The organism is Gluconacetobacter dulcium (assembly GCF_014174165.1).
Lineage (GTDB): Bacteria > Pseudomonadota > Alphaproteobacteria > Acetobacterales > Acetobacteraceae > Gluconacetobacter > Gluconacetobacter dulcium.
Map to the genome: position 1 here is coordinate 131,483 of NZ_JABEQN010000004.1, position 23,009 is coordinate 154,491.

At 65.8% G+C, this 23,009-nt stretch carries 19 protein-coding genes; 9 read left to right on the plus strand and 10 right to left on the minus strand.

Annotated features, from left to right (window positions below):
* Nucleotides 1-58: 58 nt before the first annotated feature.
* The 4 genes from HLH25_RS04775 to HLH25_RS04790 form a co-directional block, all read right to left on the minus strand.
* Nucleotides 59-1,258, minus strand: coding sequence for a Dyp-type peroxidase (locus HLH25_RS04775; RefSeq protein WP_182972989.1), 1,200 nt, complete (start codon nt 1,256-1,258; stop codon nt 59-61).
* Nucleotides 1,259-1,269: 11 nt separating this feature from the next.
* A complete protein-coding gene (locus tag HLH25_RS04780; protein WP_246401342.1) occupies nt 1,270-2,424 on the minus strand; it encodes an NHL repeat-containing protein in 1,155 nt (384 codons plus the stop codon).
* 129 nt (nt 2,425-2,553) lie between these two features.
* On the minus strand, nt 2,554-3,915 hold the full coding sequence (locus HLH25_RS04785; RefSeq protein WP_246401345.1) for a carbohydrate porin: 1,362 nt from the start codon (nt 3,913-3,915) through the stop codon (nt 2,554-2,556).
* 331 nt (nt 3,916-4,246) lie between these two features.
* Nucleotides 4,247-6,718, minus strand: a complete 2,472-nt coding sequence (locus HLH25_RS04790; RefSeq protein ID WP_182972992.1) for a helicase-related protein — start codon at nt 6,716-6,718, stop codon at nt 4,247-4,249.
* A 201-nt stretch (nt 6,719-6,919) separates the two neighbouring features.
* Between HLH25_RS04790 and HLH25_RS04795 the strand changes: the two genes are divergently transcribed.
* Together HLH25_RS04795 and gorA are read left to right on the plus strand one after the other, a co-directional pair.
* Entirely contained in the window at nt 6,920-7,825 is a 906-nt protein-coding gene (locus HLH25_RS04795) for a ferredoxin--NADP reductase (protein WP_182972993.1), read from the plus strand.
* Between the two features lie 13 nt (nt 7,826-7,838).
* Entirely contained in the window at nt 7,839-9,236 is a 1,398-nt protein-coding gene (gorA, locus tag HLH25_RS04800; RefSeq protein WP_182972994.1) for a glutathione-disulfide reductase, read from the plus strand.
* A 67-nt stretch (nt 9,237-9,303) separates the two neighbouring features.
* Here gorA and HLH25_RS04805 read toward each other — a convergent pair whose 3' ends face one another.
* A complete protein-coding gene (locus HLH25_RS04805; protein ID WP_182972995.1) occupies nt 9,304-9,666 on the minus strand; it encodes a hypothetical protein in 363 nt (120 codons plus the stop codon).
* Between the two features lie 406 nt (nt 9,667-10,072).
* Between HLH25_RS04805 and HLH25_RS04810 the strand changes: the two genes are divergently transcribed.
* The 5 genes from HLH25_RS04810 to HLH25_RS04830 all read left to right on the plus strand — a co-directional run bounded on the left by HLH25_RS04810 (nt 10,073) and on the right by HLH25_RS04830 (nt 15,562).
* On the plus strand, nt 10,073-11,488 hold the full coding sequence (locus tag HLH25_RS04810) for a class II 3-deoxy-7-phosphoheptulonate synthase (RefSeq protein WP_182972996.1): 1,416 nt from the start codon (nt 10,073-10,075) through the stop codon (nt 11,486-11,488).
* A gap of 22 nt (nt 11,489-11,510) precedes the next feature.
* Nucleotides 11,511-12,692, plus strand: a complete 1,182-nt coding sequence (locus HLH25_RS04815; RefSeq protein ID WP_182972997.1) for a beta/alpha barrel domain-containing protein — start codon at nt 11,511-11,513, stop codon at nt 12,690-12,692.
* Between the two features lie 119 nt (nt 12,693-12,811).
* On the plus strand, nt 12,812-13,141 hold the full coding sequence (locus HLH25_RS04820) for a hypothetical protein (protein ID WP_220791690.1): 330 nt from the start codon (nt 12,812-12,814) through the stop codon (nt 13,139-13,141).
* Nucleotides 13,142-13,201: 60 nt separating this feature from the next.
* Nucleotides 13,202-14,536, plus strand: coding sequence for a glutamate--tRNA ligase (gene gltX, locus HLH25_RS04825; protein WP_182972998.1), 1,335 nt, complete (start codon nt 13,202-13,204; stop codon nt 14,534-14,536).
* A 141-nt stretch (nt 14,537-14,677) separates the two neighbouring features.
* Complete coding sequence (locus HLH25_RS04830; protein ID WP_182972999.1) at nt 14,678-15,562, plus strand: hypothetical protein; 885 nt, start codon at nt 14,678-14,680, stop codon at nt 15,560-15,562.
* A gap of 20 nt (nt 15,563-15,582) precedes the next feature.
* Here HLH25_RS04830 and HLH25_RS04835 read toward each other — a convergent pair whose 3' ends face one another.
* Nucleotides 15,583-16,371, minus strand: a complete 789-nt coding sequence (locus HLH25_RS04835; RefSeq protein WP_182973000.1) for an RNA methyltransferase — start codon at nt 16,369-16,371, stop codon at nt 15,583-15,585.
* Nucleotides 16,368-17,729 (minus strand): cysteine--tRNA ligase, encoded by a 1,362-nt coding sequence (gene cysS, locus HLH25_RS04840; protein WP_182973091.1) that lies wholly within the window; start codon nt 17,727-17,729, stop codon nt 16,368-16,370. The genes HLH25_RS04835 and cysS overlap by 4 nt, the downstream gene beginning before the upstream one ends.
* Before the next feature lie 124 nt (nt 17,730-17,853).
* Here cysS and HLH25_RS04845 point away from each other — a divergent pair, with 124 nt between their 5' ends.
* Nucleotides 17,854-19,257 carry an MATE family efflux transporter gene (locus HLH25_RS04845; RefSeq protein ID WP_182973001.1) on the plus strand — a complete coding sequence of 468 codons (1,404 nt, stop codon included), beginning with the start codon at nt 17,854-17,856 and terminating at the stop codon, nt 19,255-19,257.
* On the opposite strand, the gene HLH25_RS04850 is transcribed toward HLH25_RS04845, so the two are convergent.
* From HLH25_RS04850 to HLH25_RS04860, 3 genes are all read right to left on the minus strand, one after another.
* Complete coding sequence (locus tag HLH25_RS04850; protein WP_182973002.1) at nt 19,229-20,800, minus strand: peptide chain release factor 3; 1,572 nt, start codon at nt 20,798-20,800, stop codon at nt 19,229-19,231. The genes HLH25_RS04845 and HLH25_RS04850 overlap by 29 nt on opposite strands.
* Before the next feature lie 99 nt (nt 20,801-20,899).
* The gene (gene rpsD, locus HLH25_RS04855; RefSeq protein WP_182973003.1) at nt 20,900-21,517 is read right to left on the minus strand and encodes a 30S ribosomal protein S4; all 618 of its coding nucleotides are present in this window, start codon (nt 21,515-21,517) and stop codon (nt 20,900-20,902) included.
* A gap of 249 nt (nt 21,518-21,766) precedes the next feature.
* Nucleotides 21,767-22,267 carry a P-loop NTPase family protein gene (locus tag HLH25_RS04860; protein ID WP_246401363.1) on the minus strand — a complete coding sequence of 167 codons (501 nt, stop codon included), beginning with the start codon at nt 22,265-22,267 and terminating at the stop codon, nt 21,767-21,769.
* 167 nt (nt 22,268-22,434) lie between these two features.
* Between HLH25_RS04860 and HLH25_RS04865 the strand changes: the two genes are divergently transcribed.
* Complete coding sequence (locus HLH25_RS04865; RefSeq protein WP_114726961.1) at nt 22,435-22,980, plus strand: HdeD family acid-resistance protein; 546 nt, start codon at nt 22,435-22,437, stop codon at nt 22,978-22,980.
* Nucleotides 22,981-23,009: the final 29 nt, after the last annotated feature.

A 23,009-nucleotide genomic window follows, 5' to 3' on the forward strand; every position in this document is an offset into this window, starting at 1 on the left:
CGAGCAGCGTGACAAGGGCGATTCCGAACCATCGCGAAATCGCCTTTATCCCGTGCATTTACGCCTCCAGAAGCCGTTGGCCCACATAGTCGCCGGACGCGCGTCCGGGGCAGGCGAACAGGCCGCCGCCGACATGGGTGGTGAACTGGTTCATCATATCGAATTTCGACATGCGTTCGAAGATTTTTGTGAAACCGGTACGCGGGTCCTGCTGATAGGCGAGGAACATCAATCCGGCGTCGAACTCGTTGCCCTGGCGCCACGGCGGCCATCGTTCGGCGACGTAGCTCAAACCGTTGTCATAGGCATAGGCGCGCCTCAGAATCTGGGCGCCCTCATTTTCCTCGGGAGCCGCGAGGCGCGCGTGGGCGCCCTGGGCCGTGACGGGGTTGCCGTCCTTGTCCATCTGCTTCAGCGTCAGGGGTTGGAACTCGCGGTGGCCGCCGATGGGCGCGCCGCTCTGTTTCTGGCGCCCCATGGTCTGTTCCTGGAACCCGACTTTCATCCTGTCCCAATGTTCCAGCGCCATGCGGATGATGCGCGCGACCAGATAGGTTCCGCCCTGCATCCAGGGCAGATCGTCCGGCGCGGCCCAGAGGACGCGATCGGCGACCTTGGGGTCGTCGATGTCGGGATTGATCGTTCCGTCCTTGAAGCCCATCAGGTTGCGCGGCGTTTTGCCCTTGCCGAAGCTCGGCATGAAGCCGGTCTGGGCCCAGCGGGGCGTTGCCGTGTCGTAGGCGAGCGCCGCGAGGACGCGTATGGCGTGAAACGCTGTCTGCGGATCGCCCGCGCAACTCTGGATGCACAGATCGCCGCCCGTATGGGCCGGGACGAGTTGATCTCCGTTGAAACGCGGAAGATCGGCCAAGGGCGCCGGACGCCGGGCGGCCAGATTGTAACGATCCTTGCCGTCCTTGAGGAACAGGCCGGGGCCGAAGCCGAAGGTCAGCGTCAGACCCTTCGCCGACAGCCCTTCCGCGTCTTGTGGATCGACGAAGCCGGGGACGGGCCGTCCGGCCATCAACGCATCGGCCGCCATGCTCCAGCGCCGCATCAGCGCGGCGACGTCCTGACGCTTTTCGGCGGTCAGGTCGAAGGCGATGAAATAGAGAAAGGGCTGTTGCGGCGTCGCGATCCCCGGTTGGTGCGGCACGGAAGGCGTTATGGCGAAAGCGGGTGACGAGGCGAGCAGGTGCGTGCCCGCAACGCCCAGCGCCGCACTGAGAACGGCGCGGCGCGGCAGTGAAATGATCATAGCCGGTCGCCTCAAGGCGCGCTCAGATTGAGCGTGTTCATATCATCCTCGACATAATAGAAACCTTTGTTGTCCGGTGTCATGGCCAGGCCGAAGAGATCGCCGTTGCCGGGCGGTTGCTGCGCCTGGTCGCTGTCCACCCATTGCGCGTAGATCTGTTTTTTGGCGTCCGGGTCGATTTCGACGACCTGCCCGTTGCGCCCGTTGGCGACCAGCAGGTGATGTCCGGGCACCCAGATCATCGCCAGGGGCCAGTTCAGCAATCCCCCCTTGGTAATGACCCGCCCCACCGCGTCGTTCTGGCGTGTGACCGGGTCCGTGCGGTTCACCGCATTGTCGATGGCGGTGACTTCCTCGTCATACCCGTCGGTCACGTAAAGCGTGCCATCGGTGTCGAGGGCGAGGCCGGTCGGGCCAAAGAGAAAATTGTCGCGATCCGCGCGTCCGGCGAACCCGCTGGCGACGACCGTCTGCTTTTCGAGAACCGGCGGCTGACCAGATGGAATGCGCAGATTCATCCGCAGTACGGTCGCATTGTGCAGGATCGGCGGATAATGGGTGACGGGGTCGCGCACATCGGGCGCCGGCAGGCCGGCGGCGGCCATCGAGATGAACAGCACGGCGGAATCGCCGTTATCGATGCTGGCGATATCGCCCCATGGGCCGGTGATGAGGGGTCCCTTCCATGCCTCGGTGAACGTGCCGTTGGCGTCGAAGACGAGCACGCAACCGTCGCCCTTCGTCCCGGTCGTGCCGTCCTTGCTCGGCGTGCTGCCGACAATGACCCACCCGGATTTCAGGATTGTCAACGCGGTCGTAAAGCCGATTCCTCCCGGGCAGGCGGCAAGGTTGGGTGGCACGCTCGCAAAAAGCCGCGATGTCTTCGTCGCGGGCGAATAGACGACAAGCGTCGTGCCGGTCCCTTGAAGATTGGTGATGTTGTTGAAATTCGTGACCATCACCTCGTCCTTGTGCAAGACACCCATGTCTTGCGGCACCAGGAAGACGGCGTAGGGGTTCAGGTCGCCATTGCCGGGGCTTGTGGAAGCGAGCATCATGTGGCGGTGGATCGTCTCCAGGAAGCCTTTGGGGGCCGCCGCGGCATGTTGGCTCCCGCAGGCCCAGGCGGCGCCGACAAAGGCAAGGGCGGAGAGAATGGAGCGCATCGTGGGTCTCATGAGGTTTGCACCCGGAGCATTTCCACCGAACAACAGGTTCGATGGAAATTTTCTGGTTTGTTGTTTTTTACGAGCGGTTTAACCTTTTCGAACGCACGCGTTCAAAAAGGATATGCTCTAGAAAGCGATGTTCGAGCGGAGGCCGATGACCGCGATGTCCTTGATCCGCCGGTCGGGATGGAGCGGATTGGGCACGCCGCCCGAGGGGTTGAAGATGTACTGGAAATCGGGCTGCAATTGCAGCCAGCCCGTCATCTGGCATTGGTACATCAGTTCCATGTAGGATTCGCCGCCCTGCGCGGGGCTGTAGGCGCCGGTATATCTGCGAACGGCACGATCGTAATTCGCCAGCGCGCTGCTGACATGGGTGTACCCCATGGCGAGGCCGAGCGTATCGTCCTGCCGGTACGGCAGCGGGTCTTTGAAGGTGAAGCCGAAATTCATGCTGAAATCGATGGGAACACGATCGGCCTGGGGCGTGCCCATGGCGCGGCCAAAGACGTTGAATGTCCGGTTGGGATCGACATGGCTGCGCCAGAGCATCTGGTCCGCGACCGCATAGAAACTGAACGCGCCCCGATGGGTCAGGGCTGTGCCGTTACTGGCGGGCGAGGCCAGCGCATTGCCCGTATTGTCCCAATACTGGTCGGAAAATGGTTCCGAATCATACCATCCGCCAATACGGTAGACGCGCGAAAGCGCCTCTACCTCATCGGGCGAGACCATGGCCCCCAGCCCCGGATAAACATATTGGAATTCCACGATCGCCATGACGCCTCGATTGAGGACGAAACTGGTGCCCGACCGATTGCTCTGCTGGGCGTCGCCCGAGACGTTATAGGCCGGGCTGCCGCTGAAGATGCCAGCTTGCACGTAAAGCGGCGTCGTAAGCCAGTATTTGCCGCGCACGCCAAGCGCGGATAGCGGATAGGCTGGACCGCCGCCCGGCAGATCGGCGGAGGGGACCATCGGCCAGCCGAACATGGTGTTGGCGAACACAAGCGCGTTGCTGCTGACCATCCATTCCTGATCGAGACTCTGTTGGCCGATCTTGATGTCCAGCTTCTGCTGGTCGAGAAGCTTCTGATCGAACCAGAGTTCCCAAAGCCGCGTCGAACGGTCGGCTTCGATGCCGCTGATGGTCTGATAGGCGTCGAGATTGTCGGCGCTGAGGTTGCGGCCGTGGACCTGCTCCATGCTGACCTGGAATGTTCCGCCATACCAGCCGAAGGCGCGCTGGGTGTTCATCTGAAGTACTGCCACGGTCAGGCCGTCATAATCGGCACCGCGACGCATGCCGCCGGAAGGATTGCCGAACACCTCGGATGTTTCCTGGACGGCGAGTACGATACCGGCTTTTCCCAGTTCCGAGCGCAGGCCCCACATGTTGCCGAGCAGATTCGCGCTGCGCTTCCAATTGTCGAGAAAACCGAAGACGCCGTTTGACGATTCGTCTCCGGCCGCCGCTGCGTTACCCATATTGACCATCGGCGCGACCGCGTGAGCGCTGGTGCCGGTAAGCAGAAACGTTACGATGAAGCCACATATTCGCCGGGAGTGAGGATTCTTCCCGCCTTTTTGTCTGATGCGCTCACGATAAGACACTTGTTTCGTTCCATGCAGATGCGACTTAATATTAATTTCATGTGCGGCAATGTTTTGCAATAGATTTTCATAATCATTCTCATTTTCAGGGAACGGAAACGGTCGGGTCGCGTTTCAAGGGATTCGGGTCTTGGAACGGGCGCGACCGCAGGCCAGGCGGTTCGGGACGATGGAGCCGGTCAGACGACGTCGTGTCGTTCGGCGATCAGCGCGTCCGGAGGCTCTTGCCGCGCGGTCTGTCTGTCCGCTTGTAGGTGTTCGGACCAGGGGGGTGATCGCTGGATCTGCCGTCGCCGGATTGGCTGCGAGGTCCATGACCGGGGTGTTTCGATACCGGGCGTCCCCGCCCGGCTTCGTCCGCGCGGGCGCGGCTGCTCTGCTGGCGCAGAACGTCTTCGATCCAGTCGTTGAGGCGGGCGGTGGCGTCTTCGGCGTCTTCGCTCGCGCGGTAGGCGTCGGGGAAGCGCAGGGCCAGCCAGCGCCAGGCGACCAGGCGCTTGTGGCGTTTTTCCGCGCGTTCCAGCTCGACGCGATCGGCGCGTTCGGCGGGGGGGAGGCGGCCGGTGCCGGGGGGAATGACCGGACGGTCGGCGGCGTGATCGGCGGCCCACTGGACGAGGCGCTGGATGCCGTTGTCGCGGTCGTCCACCGGGCACATCGCATAGACCCAGCGCTGGGCCAGCGTCAGGCCGGTGACACCTTCCAATGCGGTGGCGATGGCGAACGCCTGCTCCATGTTGGCCAGGCGGTAGTTCGGGTCGTCATGGCGCAGCACGGCGCGGCGGATGCGCGACAGCACGCCGAACAGGCTCTCGGACCCGATTTCGGCCGCGACCGCCTGGATGATGTCGGAATCGGGCTGGACCTGCGGGCGCAGGTCGGTCGGTTCGGCCGGTGGCGCGGCGAGCATGGTGCGCACGAACGCGGCGCTACCCGCGCCGGCCAGCACCGCCACGATGCCCTGTTCGTGCTTGCCGTAGCGGCCGGCGCGGCCGCCGATCTGCTTGACCTCCTGCGCGTTCAGGTCGCGGGTCTGGGTGCCGTCGAACTTGCGCAGGGCGGTGAAGATCACGCGCCGGATCGTCAGGTTCAGGCCCATGCCGATGGCGTCGGTGGCGATCAGGATATCGGCGGCGCCGTCGTTGAAGCGCTGGGCTTCGGCCCGGCGGACCTCGGGGCTGAGGGCGCCGTAGACCACGGCGACCTTGCGGCCGCGTGCGACCAGCAGGGCGCGCAGGTCCAGCACCTCGCGCCGTGAGAAGGCGATCAGCGCGTCATGCGGTTTCAGGTCCTTGATCTGGACCGCCTCGCTGGCGGTGACCAGCGGGCCTTTGCGTTCCAGTCGGACTTCATCCAGCGGGTCGCCGCAGAGTTCGGCGATGCGGCGGACCATCGGCACGCAGTCAGGGGCGCCCAGTACGTAGAGGTGCCGCGCGGGGGCGCCCATGATCGCCGCCGTCCAGGCCGCGCCGCGATCGGGGTCCGACAGCATCTGGGCTTCGTCGATGATGGCGACGTCGACGGGGTTGTGCAGCGGGCACATCTCGACCGTGGCGGCAAGGTGGCGGCTGCCGGGGACGTCGATCCGCTCTTCGCCCGTTGCCAGCGAGGTGGGGACGCCGCGCGCGGTCAGGGCTTCGCGGAATTCGTGGGCCAGCAGGCGCAAGGGGGCCAGGGCCATGCCGCTTTCGGCCCGTGCCAGGGCTTCCAGCGCCGTGTGGGACTTGCCGCTGTTGGTCGGGCCGGTGACCAGGGTGATCCGGCGCTTCAATGCGCGTGCGGTCTTGAAATGTGCGGCGTAGCGATCGAGTGCCGCGACGCGGGCGATGACGGCGTTGCCGACCTTGCGGGTGCCGGCGTCGGGAACCAGGGCGGGGGTGGTGGGGGCGCCGCCGCGCCATTCCGGCAGGTGCTTGCGCAGCGCCACCAGTTCCCTGGGGTCGAATTCCCAGTGCTCCGTGCCGTCCGGCTGCGGCACGCGGCGGGCGACGGGCAGGCGGTTTTCGGCGATCCAGCGCAGGGCTTCCTTGCCCGAGCAGCGCAGCAGGCGGGGGACCTCGGAGAAGCCGACCAGGCTGGCTTCCCATTCCTGCAGCCGGCGTTCTTCCTCGGTGCGGCGGGTGCGGGCGGCCTGTTCGATGGCCTCCTGTTCCTGCCGCCTGATGTCGGCGTCGCGCCGCATGCCCTCGACGAAGCCCGAGCGCGGGTCCAGCGCGAAGGCTTCGGCCACCGCGCGCGACAGGGTTTCGGTCTCGGCGGGGGTCAGGACGCGGCCGGTGCCGTCGAACAGGTCGGCGCGGATGGTTTCGACCGCCGCCTCGGGGGTGGGGGCGGTGGCCCGCAGGCGCGCGCGGATGACGGCGGACAGCGCATCGAGCAGCCGGGCGTCATCGGGTTCGGGGTCCTCGATCGTGGCGGCGGCGGCTTCGGTATCCGCGCGGGTGACCCACACCTGGCCCGACCGGCGGGTGAGGTCCATCAGGCGCGAGCCCCACGGCTTGCGGCGTACGGTACACAGCGCCGCGCGGAAAGTTGCATCGTCGACGCGATCCTGCCCCGGTGTCAGGGCACGGGCGATCGTGCGTTCCAGTTTGGGCAGTTCGCGGGTTTCGACGGTCAGGCCGGTTTCGGCAATGGCGGCGGCGACGGCGCTGACGGCGGGGGAATTGGATGTCATATCCGGTTTGTGCGCCATTGCGCGTCATCTCACAACGGTTGTGCGTGGGGCAGATCTGCCCGTGTCTCAACCCTCCGATCGCGGTTTTGTGCTGGCATCGGGGGCGTAGGGTGCTTAAACATCTCTCCCTCCTGCACGAACGGGGCGCATGCCGCGGGTCGTGGCCTATGAGTTCCTGTCATGACGGAGAGTTCTGATCTCATGTCCGATACGTTGACCATGCCTGTTGGGACCACCCCTGTCGGGACCCTGCCTGCGGAGGCCGTGCCGAGCGGTCTGGAACCCGTTCCGGGTGAGGCTGGCGTGTATCATCTGGCCGAGCCGACCAAGACCTACGGCCATCTGAATGCCGAGACGGTCCTGACCGTTCATCACTGGACCGATCGTCTGTTCAGCTTCACCACCACCCGCGATGCCGCGCTGCGGTTCGAGAACGGGCAGTTCGCGATGATCGGCATCGAGGTCGAGGGCAAGCCGCTGCTGCGCGCCTATTCGATCGCGAGCGCGAATTACGAGGAACAGCTCGAATTCCTCTCCATCGCCGTGCCCGACGGCCCGCTGACCTCGCGCCTGCGGCACGTCAAGCCGGGCGACAAGGTGCTGATCGGCCGCAAGCCCACCGGCACGCTGCTGCTGGACAATCTGCGCCCCGGCCGCAACCTGTATTTCCTCTCGACGGGTACCGGGCTGGCGCCGTTCATGAGCCTGATCAAGGACCCGGCGGTTTATGAGCGGTTCGACAAGGTGATCCTGAGCCATACGGTGCGGATTTCGGGCGAACTGGCCTATGCCAACCATATCCGCCACGAACTGCCGCAGCATGAATTCCTGGGCGAGGATGTGTCGGGCAAGCTGCTGTACTATCCGGCGGTGACGCGAGAGGAATTCGCGGTGACCGACCGCATCACCAAGCTGATCGAGTCCGGCAAGATCTTCACCGATCTGAATATTCCGGAACTGGACCCCGAGCATGACCGCGTGATGATCTGCGGTTCGCCCGAAATGCTGGCCGACACCGAAGCACTGCTGGAATCCCGCGGCTTCGACGAGGGCAACAATTCGAAGCCCGGTGCCTATGTGGTCGAAAAGGCGTTCGCCGAACGCTGATCGGGAATCCGACATGACGTATGATTTCGACCTGTTCGTCATCGGTGCGGGGTCGGGCGGTGTGCGTTGCGCGCGCATCGCCGCCGCGCACGGTGCTCGCGTGGCCGTCGCCGAAAACCGGCATTGGGGCGGCACCTGCGTCAATCTGGGGTGCGTGCCCAAGAAGCTGATGGTGCAGGCCGCCGAATATGGCGATCTGGCCCGTGACAGCCATGGGTTTGGCTGGGAGGTCGCCCCCGGCCATCATGACTGGGCGGCGCTGATCGCCGCCAAGGACCATGAGATTACGCGCCTGAACGGCATCTATGTCTCGATGCTGGAAAAATCCGGGGTGAGGCTGTTTACCGGCACCGCCCGGTTCGAGGATGCGCATACCGTCGTGATCGGGCCGGGCGCGTTGGCGCCCGACGCGCCGGTGCGGCGCGTGACGGCGGCGCGGATCGTGATCGCGACCGGGTCGCGGCCGGATCTGCCCGAGATTCCGGGAATCGAGCATGCGATTTCCTCAGACCAGGCGTTTCATCTCGACGCGCGGCCGAAGCGGGTGTGCATGGTCGGCGGCGGTTATATCGGCGTGGAGTTCGCCGGTATCTTCCAGGGGCTGGGGTCGGAGGTCGATCTGGTCTATCGCCAGCATCTGCCGCTGCGCGGGTTCGACCATGATCTGCGCACGGCGCTGCACGAGGCCATTGAGAGCAGGGGTATCCGGCAGCATGCCGGGCGGTCGCCGGTTGCGATCCGTGCCCATGGCAGCCACTACACGGTCGAACTGGATAATGGCGCGAAGATCGAGACCGATTGTGTGTTCTTCGCGACCGGGCGCAATCCGAATGTGGATGCGCTGGGGCTGAACCATGCCGGTGTGTCGGTGACGGCGGGTGGGCGGATCGTCGTCGATGCCATGGGCGAGACCAACGTGCCGGGCATCTTCGCCATCGGTGACGTGACGAACCGGATGAACCTGACGCCGGTTGCCATTGCCGAGGGCCATAGTCTGGCCGATCGTCTGTTCGGTCACGGACATCCGCGCGAATGGTCGCTGGAGACGACGCCCAAGGCCGTGTTCTTCTCGCCGCCGCTGGCCAGTGTCGGCCTGACCGAGAGCGAAGCCGCGCGCGAGGGCAATGTCGATATCTATCTGGCGCGCTTTACGCCGATGCGTCACACGCTCAGTGGCCGCACGCGCAAGACGGTAATGAAGCTGGTGGTGGATCAGGCGAGCCAGAAGGTCGTCGGTGCGCACATGCTGGGTGACGATGCGCCGGAGATGATGCAGGGGCTGGCCATTGCCGTGACGGCGGGGCTGACCAAGCAGGATTTTGACCGCACGGTCGGCATTCATCCGACCTCGGCCGAGGAGTTCGTGACCATGCGGACGCGCACGCGGGTCACGGAGCGGTCCAGCGACTGAACTGTGCGATGTTGCCCGTTCCGGACGCGCGCCGGATCGGGCAGCGCGCGTTTTCCTGGCGGATGACTTAGCGCGGCGTGACCCAGCCATTGCCTGTGGCGTCGCCGAGCTGGCCCTGACCGTAGGGGCTGCTGCTCTGATAGGCGCTGCCGAAGCGTGACAGGTCGGTGCCGGTGACCGCGTCGCGATGCACGTTGGCTTCGTGATCCGGGTCCGGCCCATGCGTCATGTCCATCGACGGTGCGTCCTGATAGCCGGGCGGCAGGCTGCGACGGCCTTTGACGGTCAGGTCTTCGCCGCGCTGGGCTTCGACCCCGTCCTGGTTCTGCGGATGCTGCTGCGTGTCGCCAGGTGCTGCGAGCGCGGGGACGGCAAGCAGGCAGAAGCCGGCCAGAAGCGGAAGCAGGCTGGTGCGGAATGTGGCCGGCATGGGAAATCCTTCCATTTCATATGGGACACACCATGTCATGTGTGCCTTGGGCCGTTAAGACCCCTTCCATGCCGCAGGTGGGCGAGAGGGGGGCCTTGCGGGGCGATCCGTGGCATATGATAGCGACCTGTCCCTGTTCCAGCCGGTCTAGCCGATTGCGGCGGGCCGTTGCACGCCCGGAAAACATGGCAGGCAGGCGGGGAAAGCGGTGCATCGGTCATGCGGGCGTACGAATATGTCGTCCGGCGCCTGCGAGACGATGATCCTCTTTGCGTTGAGAGGCGATTTTCGACATAAAGGCTCCCCCGTTGCAAGGCCGGCCATCGGGGCGCGGGCTGGGGAAGATGGCGGCGCGCATCGCTGGGATGTCGCGACCGGACGATCAGAGGAATTTTAGGAACCGACCATGAGTGCGACGCACAGCCACGACAAATCTTCCCGGCAGGCCTGGACGCCGGAAAGCTGGCGGTCGTTTCCCATCCGTCAGGTTCCGTCATATCCCGACGCGACCGTGCTACAGGCGGTCGAGGACCGGCTGCGCCGATATCCGCCGCTGGTCTTTGCCGGCGAGGCGCGGCGCCTGAAGGCCAGCCTGGCCGCCGCATCGCAGGGCAAGGCCTTCGTGTTGCAGGGCGGCGCGTGCGCCGAGAGCTTCAGCGAGTTTACCGCCGATATCGTCCGCGACACGTTCCGCGTGCTGTTGCAGATGTCGGTGGTGCTGACCTTCGGTGCCAAGGTGCCGGTGGTGAAGATCGGCCGCATGGCTGGCCAGTACGCCAAGCCCCGTTCGTCGGACAGCGAGACGGTGGATGGCGTGAGCCTGCCGTCCTATCGCGGTGACATCATCAACGGTGCGGCCTTCACGCCCGAGGCGCGGATTCCCGACCCGGTGCGGATGGAAACCGGCTATTTCCAGTCGGCCGGGGTGATGAACCTGCTGCGGGCATTTGCCGGCGGCGGCTATGCCAACCTGCATGAGGTGCATCGCTGGAACCTGGGCTTCGTCGAGCGTTCGCCGCTGGCCAAGCGTTATGGCGTGCTGGCCGAGCGGATCGACGAGACGCTGGCTTTCATGGCCGCCTGTGGCGTGACCGGTGCCACCAGCCGGCAGTTGGACGAGACCGAGTTCTATACCTCGCACGAGGCGCTGCTGCTGCCTTATGAACAGGCTTTGACGCGCATCGATTCCACGACGGGGGAATGGTACGACTGCTCGGCCCATTTCGTCTGGATCGGTGATCGGACCCGCCAGCCGGATGGCGCGCATGTCGAGTTCCTGCGTGGCGTGCGCAACCCGATCGGCATCAAGGTGGGACCGACGACGACGATCGAGGATCTGGAGCGCCTGCTGGAGATCCTGAATCCGAAGGACGAGCCGGGCCGGATCTCGCTGATCTCGCGCATGGGGGCCGAGGGCGTGACGCGGCATCTGCCGGCGCTGCTGCGCAAGGTCGTGGCCTCGGGACGCACGGTCACATGGTTGTGCGATCCGATGCATGGCAACACGATCTCGACCGTCAACAAGATCAAGACCCGGTCGTTCGAAGCGATTTTGAGCGAGATTCGCGGGTTTTTCGACGTGTTTCAGGCGGAAAACGCGCACCCTGGCGGGGTGCATGTGGAGATGACCGGGCAGAACGTGACGGAGTGCGTGGGCGGTGCTCACCGCTTGACGGAAGCCGATCTTGGTGAACGGTATGAGACCTTCTGCGACCCGAGGCTGAATGCCGAGCAGTCGCTGGAGATGGCATTCCTGCTGGCCGAGGAACTGACGGCGCGCCTGCGTGGCGGGTCGGGCAAGACGGGCACGGAGGCCGCGTAACGGAAAAAACATCGGAGGAACGATGTCGGCAGTCCAGTCACCTACGGCATTCGGTCCATCTCAGGCGCTCGATGATGCGACCATCCGGGCGCGGACCGATGCGTATTTCAACCGGACGCGCGACATCGTCACCCGCTTCGGCGATCGGCGGGTGACCTATGCCCTGTTCGTCCGCCGGCCGGTCCTCTCCGCGACGCGGCTGATGACCGAATGGCTGGACAACGTGGCCCGCGTCAGGGGGATAACCCTGACGCATGAGGTGATGTTTGCCGAGGGCGCGTGGGTCGGGGCGGGGGAGCCGCTGGTTTACATCACCGGCTCGTTCGCGGCGCTGGCCGACCTGGAGACTCTGCTGTTGCAGAAGCTCGGGCCGCCCTGCGTGGCGGCGCTGAATGCCTACCAGATGGCGATGGCGCTGCCGAAGGTGCGCTTTCTCGCCATGGAGGCCCGGCATTGCGCCGGCTTCGAGATGCAGGAGCAGATGGCCTATGCGGCCTCGATCGGCAGTCTCGCGGCGCGGAGCGAGGGGGCGCTGGGTTTTGTCGGTGGTGCGAACGATGCCACGGCGGGCTTTTTCGGCCAGTCGGCCGGGCTGGGCACCATGCCGCATGCCCTGATCGGCTATGCGGGCTCGACGCTGCGCGCCGCCGAGATGTTCCATGAGGCGTTTCCCGAATCCGACCTCGTGGTGCTGACCGATTATTTCGGGCACGAGGTCACGGACGGGCTGGCGGTGTGCCGCGCCTTTCCCGAACTGGCGGCGGCGGGGCGGCTGGCGGTGCGGCTGGATACCCATGGCGGGCGGTTTCTGGAGGGGCTGGACCCCCAGAAATCCTATGCCGCGCTGGAGCGGAATACCCCCGGCACCATCCGGCGCTATCGGTCCGAGACCGAATTGCGGAATCTGGTCGGGACCGGTGTTTCGGCCGCCGCGATCTGGCGCATGCGCGAAGTATTGGACGAGGCCGGGTTCCCGAAGGTGCGGATTATCGTCTCGTCGGGGTTCAACGTCGAGAAATGCCTGGCGATGGCCGATGCGCATGCGCCGATCGACGTGGTGGGAACCGGCTCGTTCATTCCCGATCGCTGGTCGGAAACCTATGCGACCGCCGACATCGTGTCGTATGACGGCGAACCCCGCGTGAAGGTCGGCCGTGAGTTTCTGCTGCGTCGCGCGGGCGATCGGGCTGCCGCCGGCACTTGATCCCATTCTGCCGTCGGGGCATGGCCCTGCGGGCATCATGACAGGGAATTGCGCATTTGACCGATACTCCTCCCATTTCCGAATCCACGGCGGACGAGTCGGGCTGGCGCGTCCGGATCATGGATCTGTCGGGCGGCGCCGAAGAGGGAATCGTCGAGGAAATCGGCGGTTTCGTCGATCTGTCCCATGCCAATGCGTTTGCGCGGGCCTATGTGCGCGACAGCATCGAGCGTTGCCGGGTGCCCGGTGCCGCGCCGCGCGAGGTGCTGCAATCGTGGCTGACGTTCGGCGAGGATGCCGAAATCCAGGACGCGGGTGACGAAGCCTGGCGTTCGGCGAACGAACTGGACGATTTCACGGCCAATCCCGCCACGTCGATGGAGCGGGACTGGCGGGCGCTGGACCCGCGCCGGCTGGTCGAGGATGACGAGGACGATATCGAAGAATAACGGCCGGGCCGGCGGGCGTTCCGGCTGGTCTTTCCGGCGCGTCCGACGCATATAGGCGGCATGAAACTCCGCTTTGCGCCCAGCCCGACGGGCTTGATCCATGTCGGCAACGCCCGTCAGGCGATTGCCAACGCCCTGTATGCGCGCCGCCATGGCGCCACGTTCCAGCTCCGCATCGACGATACCGACCGCGAGCGTTCGCGCGAGGAGTATGCCGATGCGCTGCGCACCGACCTGACATGGCTCGGGATCGGCTGGGACGAGACGTTCCGCCAGTCGGATCGTCTGGACCGCTATGCGGCGGCGATCGAGACGCTGAAGGATAGCGGCCGCCTGTATCCGTGCTTCGAGAGCGAGCAGGAACTGGCCGCCAAGCGCGAGGCGCGCATCCGCATGCGCAAGCCGCCGGTCTATGACCGCGCCATGCTGCGCATGACGGCCGAGCAGCGCGCCCAGGCCGAGGCCAACGGCAAGGTGCCATACTGGCGCTTCCGTCTGTCCGACGGGATCGTGGCGTGGGACGACCTGGTCATGGGGCGTTCGCAGGTCAAGCTGCCCTCCATTTCCGATCCTGTGCTGGTGCGGGCCGACGGCACGGTGCTGTATACGCTGGCATCGGTGGTGGACGACCTGGAAACCGGGGTTACGCATATTCTGCGTGGCGAGGACCATCTGACCAATACCGGCGTGCAGATCGACATTGCCGAGGCGCTGGGTGCGCGGCCGGGGCGCTTTACCTTCGCGCATCTGCCGCTGCTGCTGGACGAGGCGGGGGGAAAGCTGTCCAAGCGCTTCGACGGGCTGTCGCTGCGTGCCCTGCGGCAGGACGGGATCGATCCGGGGGCCGTCGTCTCGTATCTGGCGCGGCTGGGCAGTTCGGACGATCCGGCGCCATTGTCCTTCGCGGAACTGGCGGCCACCTATGATGTCCGCCGTGTCTCGCGTTCGGCCGCGCGGTTCGACATGCGGCAGTTGATGGCGCTGAACCGCAAGGTGATGCACCAGAAGCCGTTCGCCGACATGCGCGACCTGCTGCCGGAAGGGGCGACCGAAGCGTTCTGGCTGGCCGTGCGCGGCAATGTCGACCTGCTGTCGGAACTGCGGCACTGGTGGGATGTGGTCGGCGGCACGATCGTGCCGCCGGTGCAGGACGAGGAGGAGGGCGGCTATCTGCTTCAGGCGCTGTCGCTTCTGCCGGACGATCCGTGGGATTCCGAGACCTGGAAGAGCTGGACCGATGCGATCCGTGCCGCGACGGGGCGTAGCGGCAAGGGGCTGTTCCACCCGCTGCGCGTCGCCTTGACGGGTGAGGAGAAGGGGCCGGAAATGCGCGACCTGCTGCCGTTGATGGGCCACGCGCGCGTGGCGGAACGGCTGCGTATTGCCGCACGCTGACGGCGGTTATCGGAAAAGTTCTAATCGAGACGCCATTTTGCGTTCCGGGGCGCTTTGACACAAGATGCTCGGCTTCCGGCAGCGATGCGCAACAGCGCGCTGCCCTCGGACAATGTGACCAGGCATCCCCGGAGGCGCGTGATGACGACAGCAGCGACCACGACAGAAAAAGCGGGAACCGCAAATCGGAGCAGGCGGAGCCGCCGAAGGGAAGAGATCCTGCTTGCGCTCCTGAACAGGATCAGTGGCGATAAGGCGGAAGATCTGGTCGTACGCCTGCTGGAGGCGCCTGAGACGCTTGAAGCGGTCGCCCGCGAGATCGGGGCCAGTCCGTCGGTGGAGGCATTGCGCAAGCTGGGGACGACCCTCGATATCATGAAATCAGGCCGCCTGGAGGCGGATTACGCTTATGTCGGCCTGCCCGATGAGGCGCGGGCGTGCGGATTTCGACAAGGATTCGAGACATTCATGCGGTCCCGCCTGGGCAAGCGGGCGGATAGTTTCGCATTGATGTTCGAGCACCTCGACCGTCATCGCGATCCGCTCATCATCGAGACGGGATGTCTGCGTGTGCCGAACAATTGGGAAGGCGACGGGCAGAGCACGTTCCAGTTCGACTGGTACGCACGCGAAAAGAATGGCTCCGTCATCACGATCGATATCAATCCGGACAGCGTCGATAGCGCCCGGCGTGCCTGTAGCGGGGTGACGCAGACGATCCTGAATGATTCCGTCTCGGCGCTCGATATGTTGAGCGCGCGCATGACGGGGCCGGCGGCGCTGATTTATCTCGACAGCTTCGATCTCGATATGAAAGACCCCATGCCCAGCGCCGTGCATCATGCGCTGGAAATCATGGCTGTGCGTTCGCTCATCGGGCCGGGGACGCTGATCTGCGTGGATGATTTCAATGTTCCACCGCTCGGGCCGGGTGGAAAAGGGCTGATTGTGGATCAGTTCCTGCACAACATCCGTGCCGAGGTGCTGTATTCCGGCTATCAGAAGCTCTGGCGGATGCCAGGTTAAAGGCGCGGGGCCGGCGTGCTTCAGCCTTCGCCGCCGGTTCCTCGCGCCTTGCGGCCACGGGCCAGTTCGGTCACCACGCCGTGCAGGGTGCGGAGTTCCTGTTCCGTGACTTCGCCACGGGTGAAGAAATGGCGCAGGTTGCGGACCATGCCGGGGCGCTTCTGCTCGTTGCGCAGGAAACCGCATTCATCGAGCTGGCCGACGAGATTGCGCATGAAATTGTCCAGTTCGCCCTTGGTGGCGACGTGGGTTTCGTTGGTCATCAACGTGCGCGGCGGGGTGGTGTCTTCGGCCATCCACCATTCATAGGCCATGATCATGACCGCCTGCGCCAGGTTCAGCGACATGAAGGCCGGGTTCAGCGGGTAGCGGATCAGCGCGTCGGCGCGGGCCATGTCCTCGTTGTCCAGCCCGGCGCGCTCGGGGCCGAACATCAGGCCGGTGCGCAGGCCACGGCTGCTCATCTGCCGCAGTTCGGCGGCGCCGCCTCGGGCGGTGAGCACCGTCTTGACGATGTGGCGCGGGCGGGGGCAGGTCGCGAGGACGTGGTGCAGGTCGGCCACCGCGTCATCGACGGTTTCATGCACCGTCGCGGCGTCGAGAATCCGGTCGGCGCCGGAGGCCGCGCGCCAGGCGCGTTCCAGCGGCCAGCCGTCGCGCGGGGCGACCAGCCGCAGGTGGAACAGGCCGCCATTGGCCATGGCGCGTGCCGTGGTGCCGATATTTTCGGCCATCTGCGGGCGCACCAGGATCACGACCGGGCTGTTGCCGATCGGGCCGATATCCGCCCCGCCGTCGCGGCCGGTCATGCGCGCCTCCAGGTGGTGCCGGTGGGGCCGTCTTCCAGCAGGATGCCGCGTGTGGCGAGGTCGTCGCGGATGGCATCGGCCCGCGCGAAGTCGCGGGATTTGCGGGCGGCGAGACGTTCGGCGATCAGGGTTTCGATTTCGGCCTCGTCGACGCTGGCGCCGGCGCGGAACCAGGCATCGGCCGACTGGCCCAGCAGGCCCAGCAGGCGGCCGGATGCGCGCAGGCCGCGTGCGGCGTCGCGGTCGCCGGCCAGGGCGCGATCGGCGAGGGCGTGCATCTCGGCCAGGGCGCGCGGTGTGTTGAGATCGTCGCACATCGCGGCCAGGACCTCGGCCGGGACCGGATCGGTTTCGTCGGGCGGGAGGTCGCCGATGGCGCGGTAGAAGCGGTTCAGCGTCTGTTTTGCCTCGTCCAGCCCGGTGCGGGTGAAGTTCAGCACCGAATGGTACTGGGCATGCAGCAGCAGGAGGCGCAGCGCCTCGGCGGGGGTGTCGGACAGGATGTCGCGGATGGTCAGGAAGTTGCCCAGCGATTTGGACATCTTCTCGCCATTCACCAGCAGCATCGCGTTATGCACCCAGTGGTTCGCGAAGCGGCTGTGCGGGAAGCAGCACTGGCTTTGTGCCCGTTCGTTTTCGTGGTGCGGGAACAGCAGGTCGCTGCCGCCGCCGTGGATGTCGAAGCTCTCGCCCAGATAGCGGTGCGACATGGCCGAGCATTCGATATGCCAGCCCGGCCGGCCCCGACCCCACGGGCTTTCCCAGCCCGGCAGGCCGGGTTCGGAGGGCTTCCACAGCACGAAATCGCCGGCGTCGCGCTTGTAGGGCGCGACCTCGACCCTGGCGCCGGCCAGCAGGTCATCGGGCGAGCGGCCGGAAAGGGCACCGTAACCGGGGAAGCGGGCGACGGCGAACAGGACGTGGCCCTGGGCCTCGTAGGCGTGGCCGCCGGCGATCAGGCGCTCGATCAGCGCGATCATTTCGGCGATGTGATGGGTGGCGCGGGGTTCCACGTCGGGCGGCAGCACGCCGACGGCGGCCAGGTCGGCGTGGAAATCGCGGATCGTGCGGGCGGTCAGGTTGTCGATCGTCTCGCCGTTCGCATGGGCGCGGGCGTTGATCTTGTCGTCGACGTCGGTGATGTTGCGGACGTAGGTGACGCGCGGATACAGGTGGCGCAGCAGGCGCACCAGGATGTCGGCGGTGATCATGGCCCGCAGGTTGCCGATATGCGCCAGGTCATAGACCGTGGGGCCGCAGTAATAGACCCGCACATTCTCCGGATCGAGAGGCGCGAAGGGAACCGTCGTGCGGCTGCTGCTGTCGTGCAGGGTCAGTTGCGGCGTGGTGTCGGACATGATGGCGCCTAGATGCGACAGGGACGGGGCGGACGCAACACCCTTATGCAGGGCGGCCGCCGAATAGCGGAATGCGGCGTGCGGCATCTGGTCTTTCGGGGGCCGATCTGCTCTGGATGCGCCCATGTCGGACCCAGCCTTGCCCCAATCGGAACTTCGTCTTCTGCTGCGTGTCGCGGCCCCGATCGCCCTGGCGCAGATCGCGCAGATGGCCATGGGCGTGACCGACAGCGTGTTGCTGGGCGGGCTGGGAGCGGATGCCCTGGCCATCGGCGGGCTGTCCACCACGCTGTTCTTTACCGTTCTCGCGGTCTTGCAGGCGATGCTGGGGGCGGGCGGGGTGCTGATTGCCCAGGCGCGCGGGCGGGGGGACAGCGACAGGATCGCCCCGATCCATGCCATGCTGCTGGTGATGGCGCTGCTGCTGTGCCTGCCGTGTCTGGCGATTCTGGACCAGGCGGGCACGCTGCTGCGGCTGATGCATCAGCCCGAATCCTTTGTCGGCCCGGTGTCGTCCTTTACCCATATCCTGATGTGGGGCGTGCCGCCCGCGCTGATCGGGACCGGGGTGGTGGAGGTGGTGCTGCCGGCGCTGGATGCGCAGGGGCTGCTGCTGCGGGTGATGCCGGTGGTGGCGGTGGTGAACGGCGTGCTGAACGCGGCGCTGATCCACGGGCTGTTCGGCCTGCCGGCGCTGGGGTTGCAGGGATCGGCCCTGGCGACCGCGCTGACCATGTGGGGGAGCGCGCTGGTGCTGCTGGCGATGGTGCATTCCCGGCCGCATCTGCGCCTGCTGCTGTGGCCGTTGCGGCCGTTTGCGGCCGACATGCTGGTGCTGTTGCGGCTGGGGTTGCCGATGTTCGCGGCGGCCGGAGCCGAGATCATGCTGTTCGAGGTCACGGGGCTGCAGGCGGCGACATTGGGGCCGCGCGCGCTGGCGGCGTTCCAGATCGTGTTGAGCGTGACCGCGACCACCTACATGGTGACCATGGCGCTGGGGCAGGCGGCGAATGTGCGGGCGGCCTACTGGACCGGAGCGGGGCAGCCCGAGCGGGTGCGCCGCGCGGCGCGGGTGGCGGTGGGCACCGCGATCACCGGCATGGGAGTGGTGGGGTGCCTGATCTATCTGTTGCGTGCCCGGATCGTGGCTTTCTATCTGGACCCGTCGGTGCCGGCCAATGCGGAAAGCGCGCGGATCGCCACGGCGGCGCTGCTGGTGGCGGCGATCTTTCAGATGGCCGACGGCACCCAGGCGGTGCTGGTGGGCGTGCTGCGCGGGCGGGGCGATGCCATGGTGCCGATGGTACTGGCCATCGCCGGCTACTGGGGCGTGGGCTTTCCGCTGGCCAACTGGCTGGCCTTCCGGTGCGGGTTTGGCGTGGTGGGGCTATGGGGCGGCGTGGCGACGGCGCTGGTGGTCGTGGCGCTGATGCTGGGGGCGCGGGTTGTCTATACGCTGGGCAGGGAACGGGCGGCCGTGACGCCGCCCGAGGCCGATATCAGCGGGATTCCACGCCGATCTGCTTGATGTCGTGGAAGGTCAGGTCGGGGTTCATCTCGGCCGTGCGGCGCATCATGAAGGCCGAGCCCGCGAGGAACACCGGGTCGCCGTCCAGATCGTCGGCCATCGCCGAGCGGTTGGCCATGGCGAACAGTTCCAGCTTCGTCTTGTCGCCCACCACCCAGCGCGCGAGGTTGTAGGGGGTGGATTCGAAGCCGATGCTCACCCCGTATTCGCCGCTGAGGCGGGCCTGAAGCACGTCGAGCTGGAGCGTGCCGACCACGCCGACGATCGGCGGCGCGCCGTCCTGCGGGCGGAAAAGCTGGACCACGCCTTCCTCGGCCAGTTCGGTGAGGGCCTGGCGCAGCTTCTTGGCCTTCATCGCGTCGTCCAGACGGACGCGGCGGAGGATTTCCGGCGCGAAATGCGGGACGCCGGTGAAGCGCAGGTCCTCGCCCGCGGTGAGCGTGTCGCCGATGCGCAGCGTGCCGTGGTTGGGGATGCCTACCACGTCGCCGGCGAAGGCTTCCTCGGCCAACTGGCGGTCGCGGGCGAAGAAGAACTGGGGCGTGTGCAGGGCGAACTGCTTGCCGGTGCGGGTGTGCTTCAGCCGCATGCCGCGCTCCAGCCGGCCCGAGCAGATCCGCGCGAAGGCCATGCGGTCGCGGTGGTTGGGGTCCATGTTGGCCTGGATCTTGAAGACCAGGGCGGTCAGGCCGGTTTCGTCCGCGCGGACGGTGCGGGTTTCGGTCGCCTGGTCGCGCGGTGGTGGGCCGAAGGCCACCAGCGCGTCCAGCAGATCGGTTACGCCGATTTCCTTCATCGCGCTGCCGAAGAAGACGGGCGTGAGGTGGCCGGCATTGAAGCTTTCGCGGTCGAAGGTCGGGAGCGCGGCCTCGGCCAGTTCCAGTTCCTCGGCCAGTTGCACCATGCGCGGGTCGGACTGCTCCAGCGGGGGCGAGACATGAAGCTGGCGCTCGCGGAGGTCGTAGGTGCCGGCGAACTGCGCGGCGCGGCCGACCGGCCAGGTGGCCGGCGCGGTGTCCAGCGCCAGGGCGGAAGAGATTTCGTCCAGCAGCGTGAACGGGTCCTGCGCCTCGCGGTCCATCTTGTTGATGAAGGTGACGATGGGGATATCGCGCAGGCGGCAGATCTCGAACAGCTTGCGGGTCCGGTCCTCGATGCCCTTGGCGGCGTCGATCACCATCACCGCCGAGTCCACGGCCGTCAGCGTGCGGTAGGTATCTTCCGAGAAATCTTCATGGCCCGGCGTGTCGAGCAGGTTGAAGATGCAGCCGCCATATTCGAACGTCATGACCGAGGTGACGACGGAAATACCGCGATCGCGCTCGATGCCCATCCAGTCCGACCGCGTGCGGCGGCGTTCGCCCTTGGCCCGCACGTTGCCCGCCATCTGGATCGCGCCGCCAGCCCGCAGGATGCGTTCGGTCAGCGTGGTCTTGCCCGCGTCGGGGTGCGAAATGATGGCGAAGGTGCGCCGCCGGGCGATTTCGCGGGCGATGGTCGGGGCGAGGTCGGTGGAGGGCTCGGCGTTCACGGCAAAATCCATGCGGGCTGATGGTTCGGGCGGCTGGTCCCAGAAACACAGACGCCGGGCGCAGGGGATTCCCCCGCGCCCGGCGCTGCGGTCGTTGGTCTGGAGACCGGATCAGCGCGAGTAGAACTCGATGACCAGGTTCGGTTCCATCTGCACAGGGTAGGGAACGTCCGACAGCTTCGGCGCGCGCACGAAGCGGCCCTTCATCTGGCGGTGATCGACTTCCACATATTCCGGCACGTCACGCTCGCCGCTCTGCGCCGCGTCGAGGACGATGGCGAGCTGCTTGGACTTCTCGCGGACCTCGATCACGTCGCCATCGCGCACCAGGAAGGACGGGATGTTGACCTTGCGGCCGTTGACCGTGACGTGGCCGTGGCTGACGAACTGGCGGGCGGCGAACGGCGTCATCGCGAACTTCAGGCGATAGACGACCGCGTCCAGCCGGCGCTCCAGCAGGTCGATCAGGTTCTCGGAGGTGTCGCCCTTGCGGCGCACGGCCTCGTCGTAATACTTGCGGAACTGCTTCTCGCTGATGTTGCCGTAATAGCCCTTCAGCTTCTGCTTCGCCATCAGCTGGACCGAGAAGTCCGACGGCTTCTGCTTGCGGCGCTGGCCGTGCTGGCCGGGGCCGTATTCCCGCTTGTTGACCGGCGACTTCGCGCGGCCCCACAGGTTGACGCCAAGGCGGCGATTGATTTTGTACTTGCTCTCAAGGCGCTTGCTCATCGCGCGCGGTCTTTCATAGTCGATGGACGGCATCGTGGCCCGAAGGCCGGTTGCCGCCCTGTATTGCACCGGTAGGCCCTGTTCCGCATGAACAGGGCGGGCGCGAACCGCATTACCGGTGCCGGGGAGCAATCACCCGATCAGGCACCGGCCGGTCCGTCCACGTTCCCGGCAGTGGAGGCGGCCTATAGGCGGTTCGGCCCCGGCCTGTCAACCGGATGAGATGGTGGTGGTGGGCCGGGGATTGGGTCAGGATGCGGAGCGGACAAGATTTTCCGAACGGTAGAAGCGCGCGATTGCGCCCGGCGTGGACAGGCTGATCTTGGGCAGGCTGATCCGGTTGAATCGTTCCCTGTACTTCCGGCGGTTCTTTCGGGTCGCGACCGCGATGTGATGGATCATGTCCCATTTGACGCTGTCCTGAGCCCCGTCCAGTCCGCCATGGCGTTCATGCTCGAACCATGAGCGACGGAAATAGCGCAGGAGGCTTGTCGCGGTAGACGTGTCGAGCAGGATGAAGCCCGTCGCGCGTGCCAGCCTTTGCAGCAGGAACCGGGAATAATTGCCGTCCATGACCCAATGCTGGCCCGAAATGGCGGCATCGTGGAGGATCATGAAGTCTTCATCCGCCCTTGGTACCCAATCCGTCCCCGGCAGGTGGGACAATTGATCCAGATGAATGGGTGGCAGGCCGCGTGCCCGCCCGATTGCGCTGGCCAGGGTCGATTTTCCGCTATTCGATGGGCCCATGATGCAGATTCGCGGGCCGAGCTCGGCAAGGGTCGTCATCGGGGCTCGCAGGATGAGGGCGGTCACGCGCCGCATGGCGGGAGGGATGAAAAAAAGCCGGTGTAGTACGCCGTAAAGTCCGTATAATCCACAATATCGACTGTTCCAGGTAATATTGAGGAGAAGCCATGGCCACCCCGTTTACGCAGCGCTGGCAACTATTCGTCCTGCTGGGTCTGCTGTCCGTCGCGCTGGGCATTGTTGCCTGGATCGATGCGATTTCCGTTACCCTCGCCAGTACCGTCATCATCGGCATCGTGCTGGTGATCGCGGGTGGGGCGCAGTTGTTCCATGCTTTCGCGGTGCGCGACTGGGGTGGCTTCATGCTGTCGCTGCTGGGCGGCGCGCTCTACGTCGCTGGTGGTATTTCGCTGATGTACGAGCCGGTCACGGGGTCGATTGTGCTGACGCTGTTCATTGCCGCGTGCCTGATCGTATCGGGAACCATGCGCATGCTGATCGCGGCGCGCCACCGGGAACTGAACGGCTGGTGGATCATTCTGGGCGCCGGGTTGATCAGCCTGCTGGTCGGCGTGTGCCTGTATATGACGCTGCCCTGGTCGGGGTTGTGGCTGATCGGCACCTTCATCGCGGTGGAACTGATCGCCGCCGGCGTGGGCTGGGTGCAGTTCGGCCTTGCGCTGCGTCAGGCGAACACTCTGACCGGTCCCTGACGCTGGGAACCATCCAGAAGACGGACGCG

Excerpts from the sequence above, each read along its gene's own strand:
- HLH25_RS04775 (WP_182972989.1), bottom strand. The coding sequence starts at position 1,258 with ATGATCATTTCACTGCCGCGCCGCGCCGTTCTCAGTGCGGCGCTGGGC.
- HLH25_RS04780 (WP_246401342.1), bottom strand. The coding sequence starts at position 2,424 with ATGCGCTCCATTCTCTCCGCCCTTGCCTTTGTCGGCGCCGCCTGGGCC.
- HLH25_RS04785 (WP_246401345.1), bottom strand. The coding sequence starts at position 3,915 with ATGGGTAACGCAGCGGCGGCCGGAGACGAATCGTCAAACGGCGTCTTC.
- HLH25_RS04790 (WP_182972992.1), bottom strand. The coding sequence starts at position 6,718 with ATGACATCCAATTCCCCCGCCGTCAGCGCCGTCGCCGCCGCCATTGCC.
- HLH25_RS04795 (WP_182972993.1), top strand. The coding sequence starts at position 6,920 with ATGTCCGATACGTTGACCATGCCTGTTGGGACCACCCCTGTCGGGACC.
- gorA (WP_182972994.1), top strand. The coding sequence starts at position 7,839 with ATGACGTATGATTTCGACCTGTTCGTCATCGGTGCGGGGTCGGGCGGT.
- HLH25_RS04805 (WP_182972995.1), bottom strand. The coding sequence starts at position 9,666 with ATGCCGGCCACATTCCGCACCAGCCTGCTTCCGCTTCTGGCCGGCTTC.
- HLH25_RS04810 (WP_182972996.1), top strand. The coding sequence starts at position 10,073 with ATGAGTGCGACGCACAGCCACGACAAATCTTCCCGGCAGGCCTGGACG.
- HLH25_RS04815 (WP_182972997.1), top strand. The coding sequence starts at position 11,511 with ATGTCGGCAGTCCAGTCACCTACGGCATTCGGTCCATCTCAGGCGCTC.
- HLH25_RS04820 (WP_220791690.1), top strand. The coding sequence starts at position 12,812 with ATGGATCTGTCGGGCGGCGCCGAAGAGGGAATCGTCGAGGAAATCGGC.
- gltX (WP_182972998.1), top strand. The coding sequence starts at position 13,202 with ATGAAACTCCGCTTTGCGCCCAGCCCGACGGGCTTGATCCATGTCGGC.
- HLH25_RS04830 (WP_182972999.1), top strand. The coding sequence starts at position 14,678 with ATGACGACAGCAGCGACCACGACAGAAAAAGCGGGAACCGCAAATCGG.
- HLH25_RS04835 (WP_182973000.1), bottom strand. The coding sequence starts at position 16,371 with ATGACCGGCCGCGACGGCGGGGCGGATATCGGCCCGATCGGCAACAGC.
- cysS (WP_182973091.1), bottom strand. The coding sequence starts at position 17,729 with ATGTCCGACACCACGCCGCAACTGACCCTGCACGACAGCAGCAGCCGC.
- HLH25_RS04845 (WP_182973001.1), top strand. The coding sequence starts at position 17,854 with ATGTCGGACCCAGCCTTGCCCCAATCGGAACTTCGTCTTCTGCTGCGT.
- HLH25_RS04850 (WP_182973002.1), bottom strand. The coding sequence starts at position 20,800 with ATGGATTTTGCCGTGAACGCCGAGCCCTCCACCGACCTCGCCCCGACC.
- rpsD (WP_182973003.1), bottom strand. The coding sequence starts at position 21,517 with ATGAGCAAGCGCCTTGAGAGCAAGTACAAAATCAATCGCCGCCTTGGC.
- HLH25_RS04860 (WP_246401363.1), bottom strand. The coding sequence starts at position 22,267 with ATGGGCCCATCGAATAGCGGAAAATCGACCCTGGCCAGCGCAATCGGG.
- HLH25_RS04865 (WP_114726961.1), top strand. The coding sequence starts at position 22,435 with ATGGCCACCCCGTTTACGCAGCGCTGGCAACTATTCGTCCTGCTGGGT.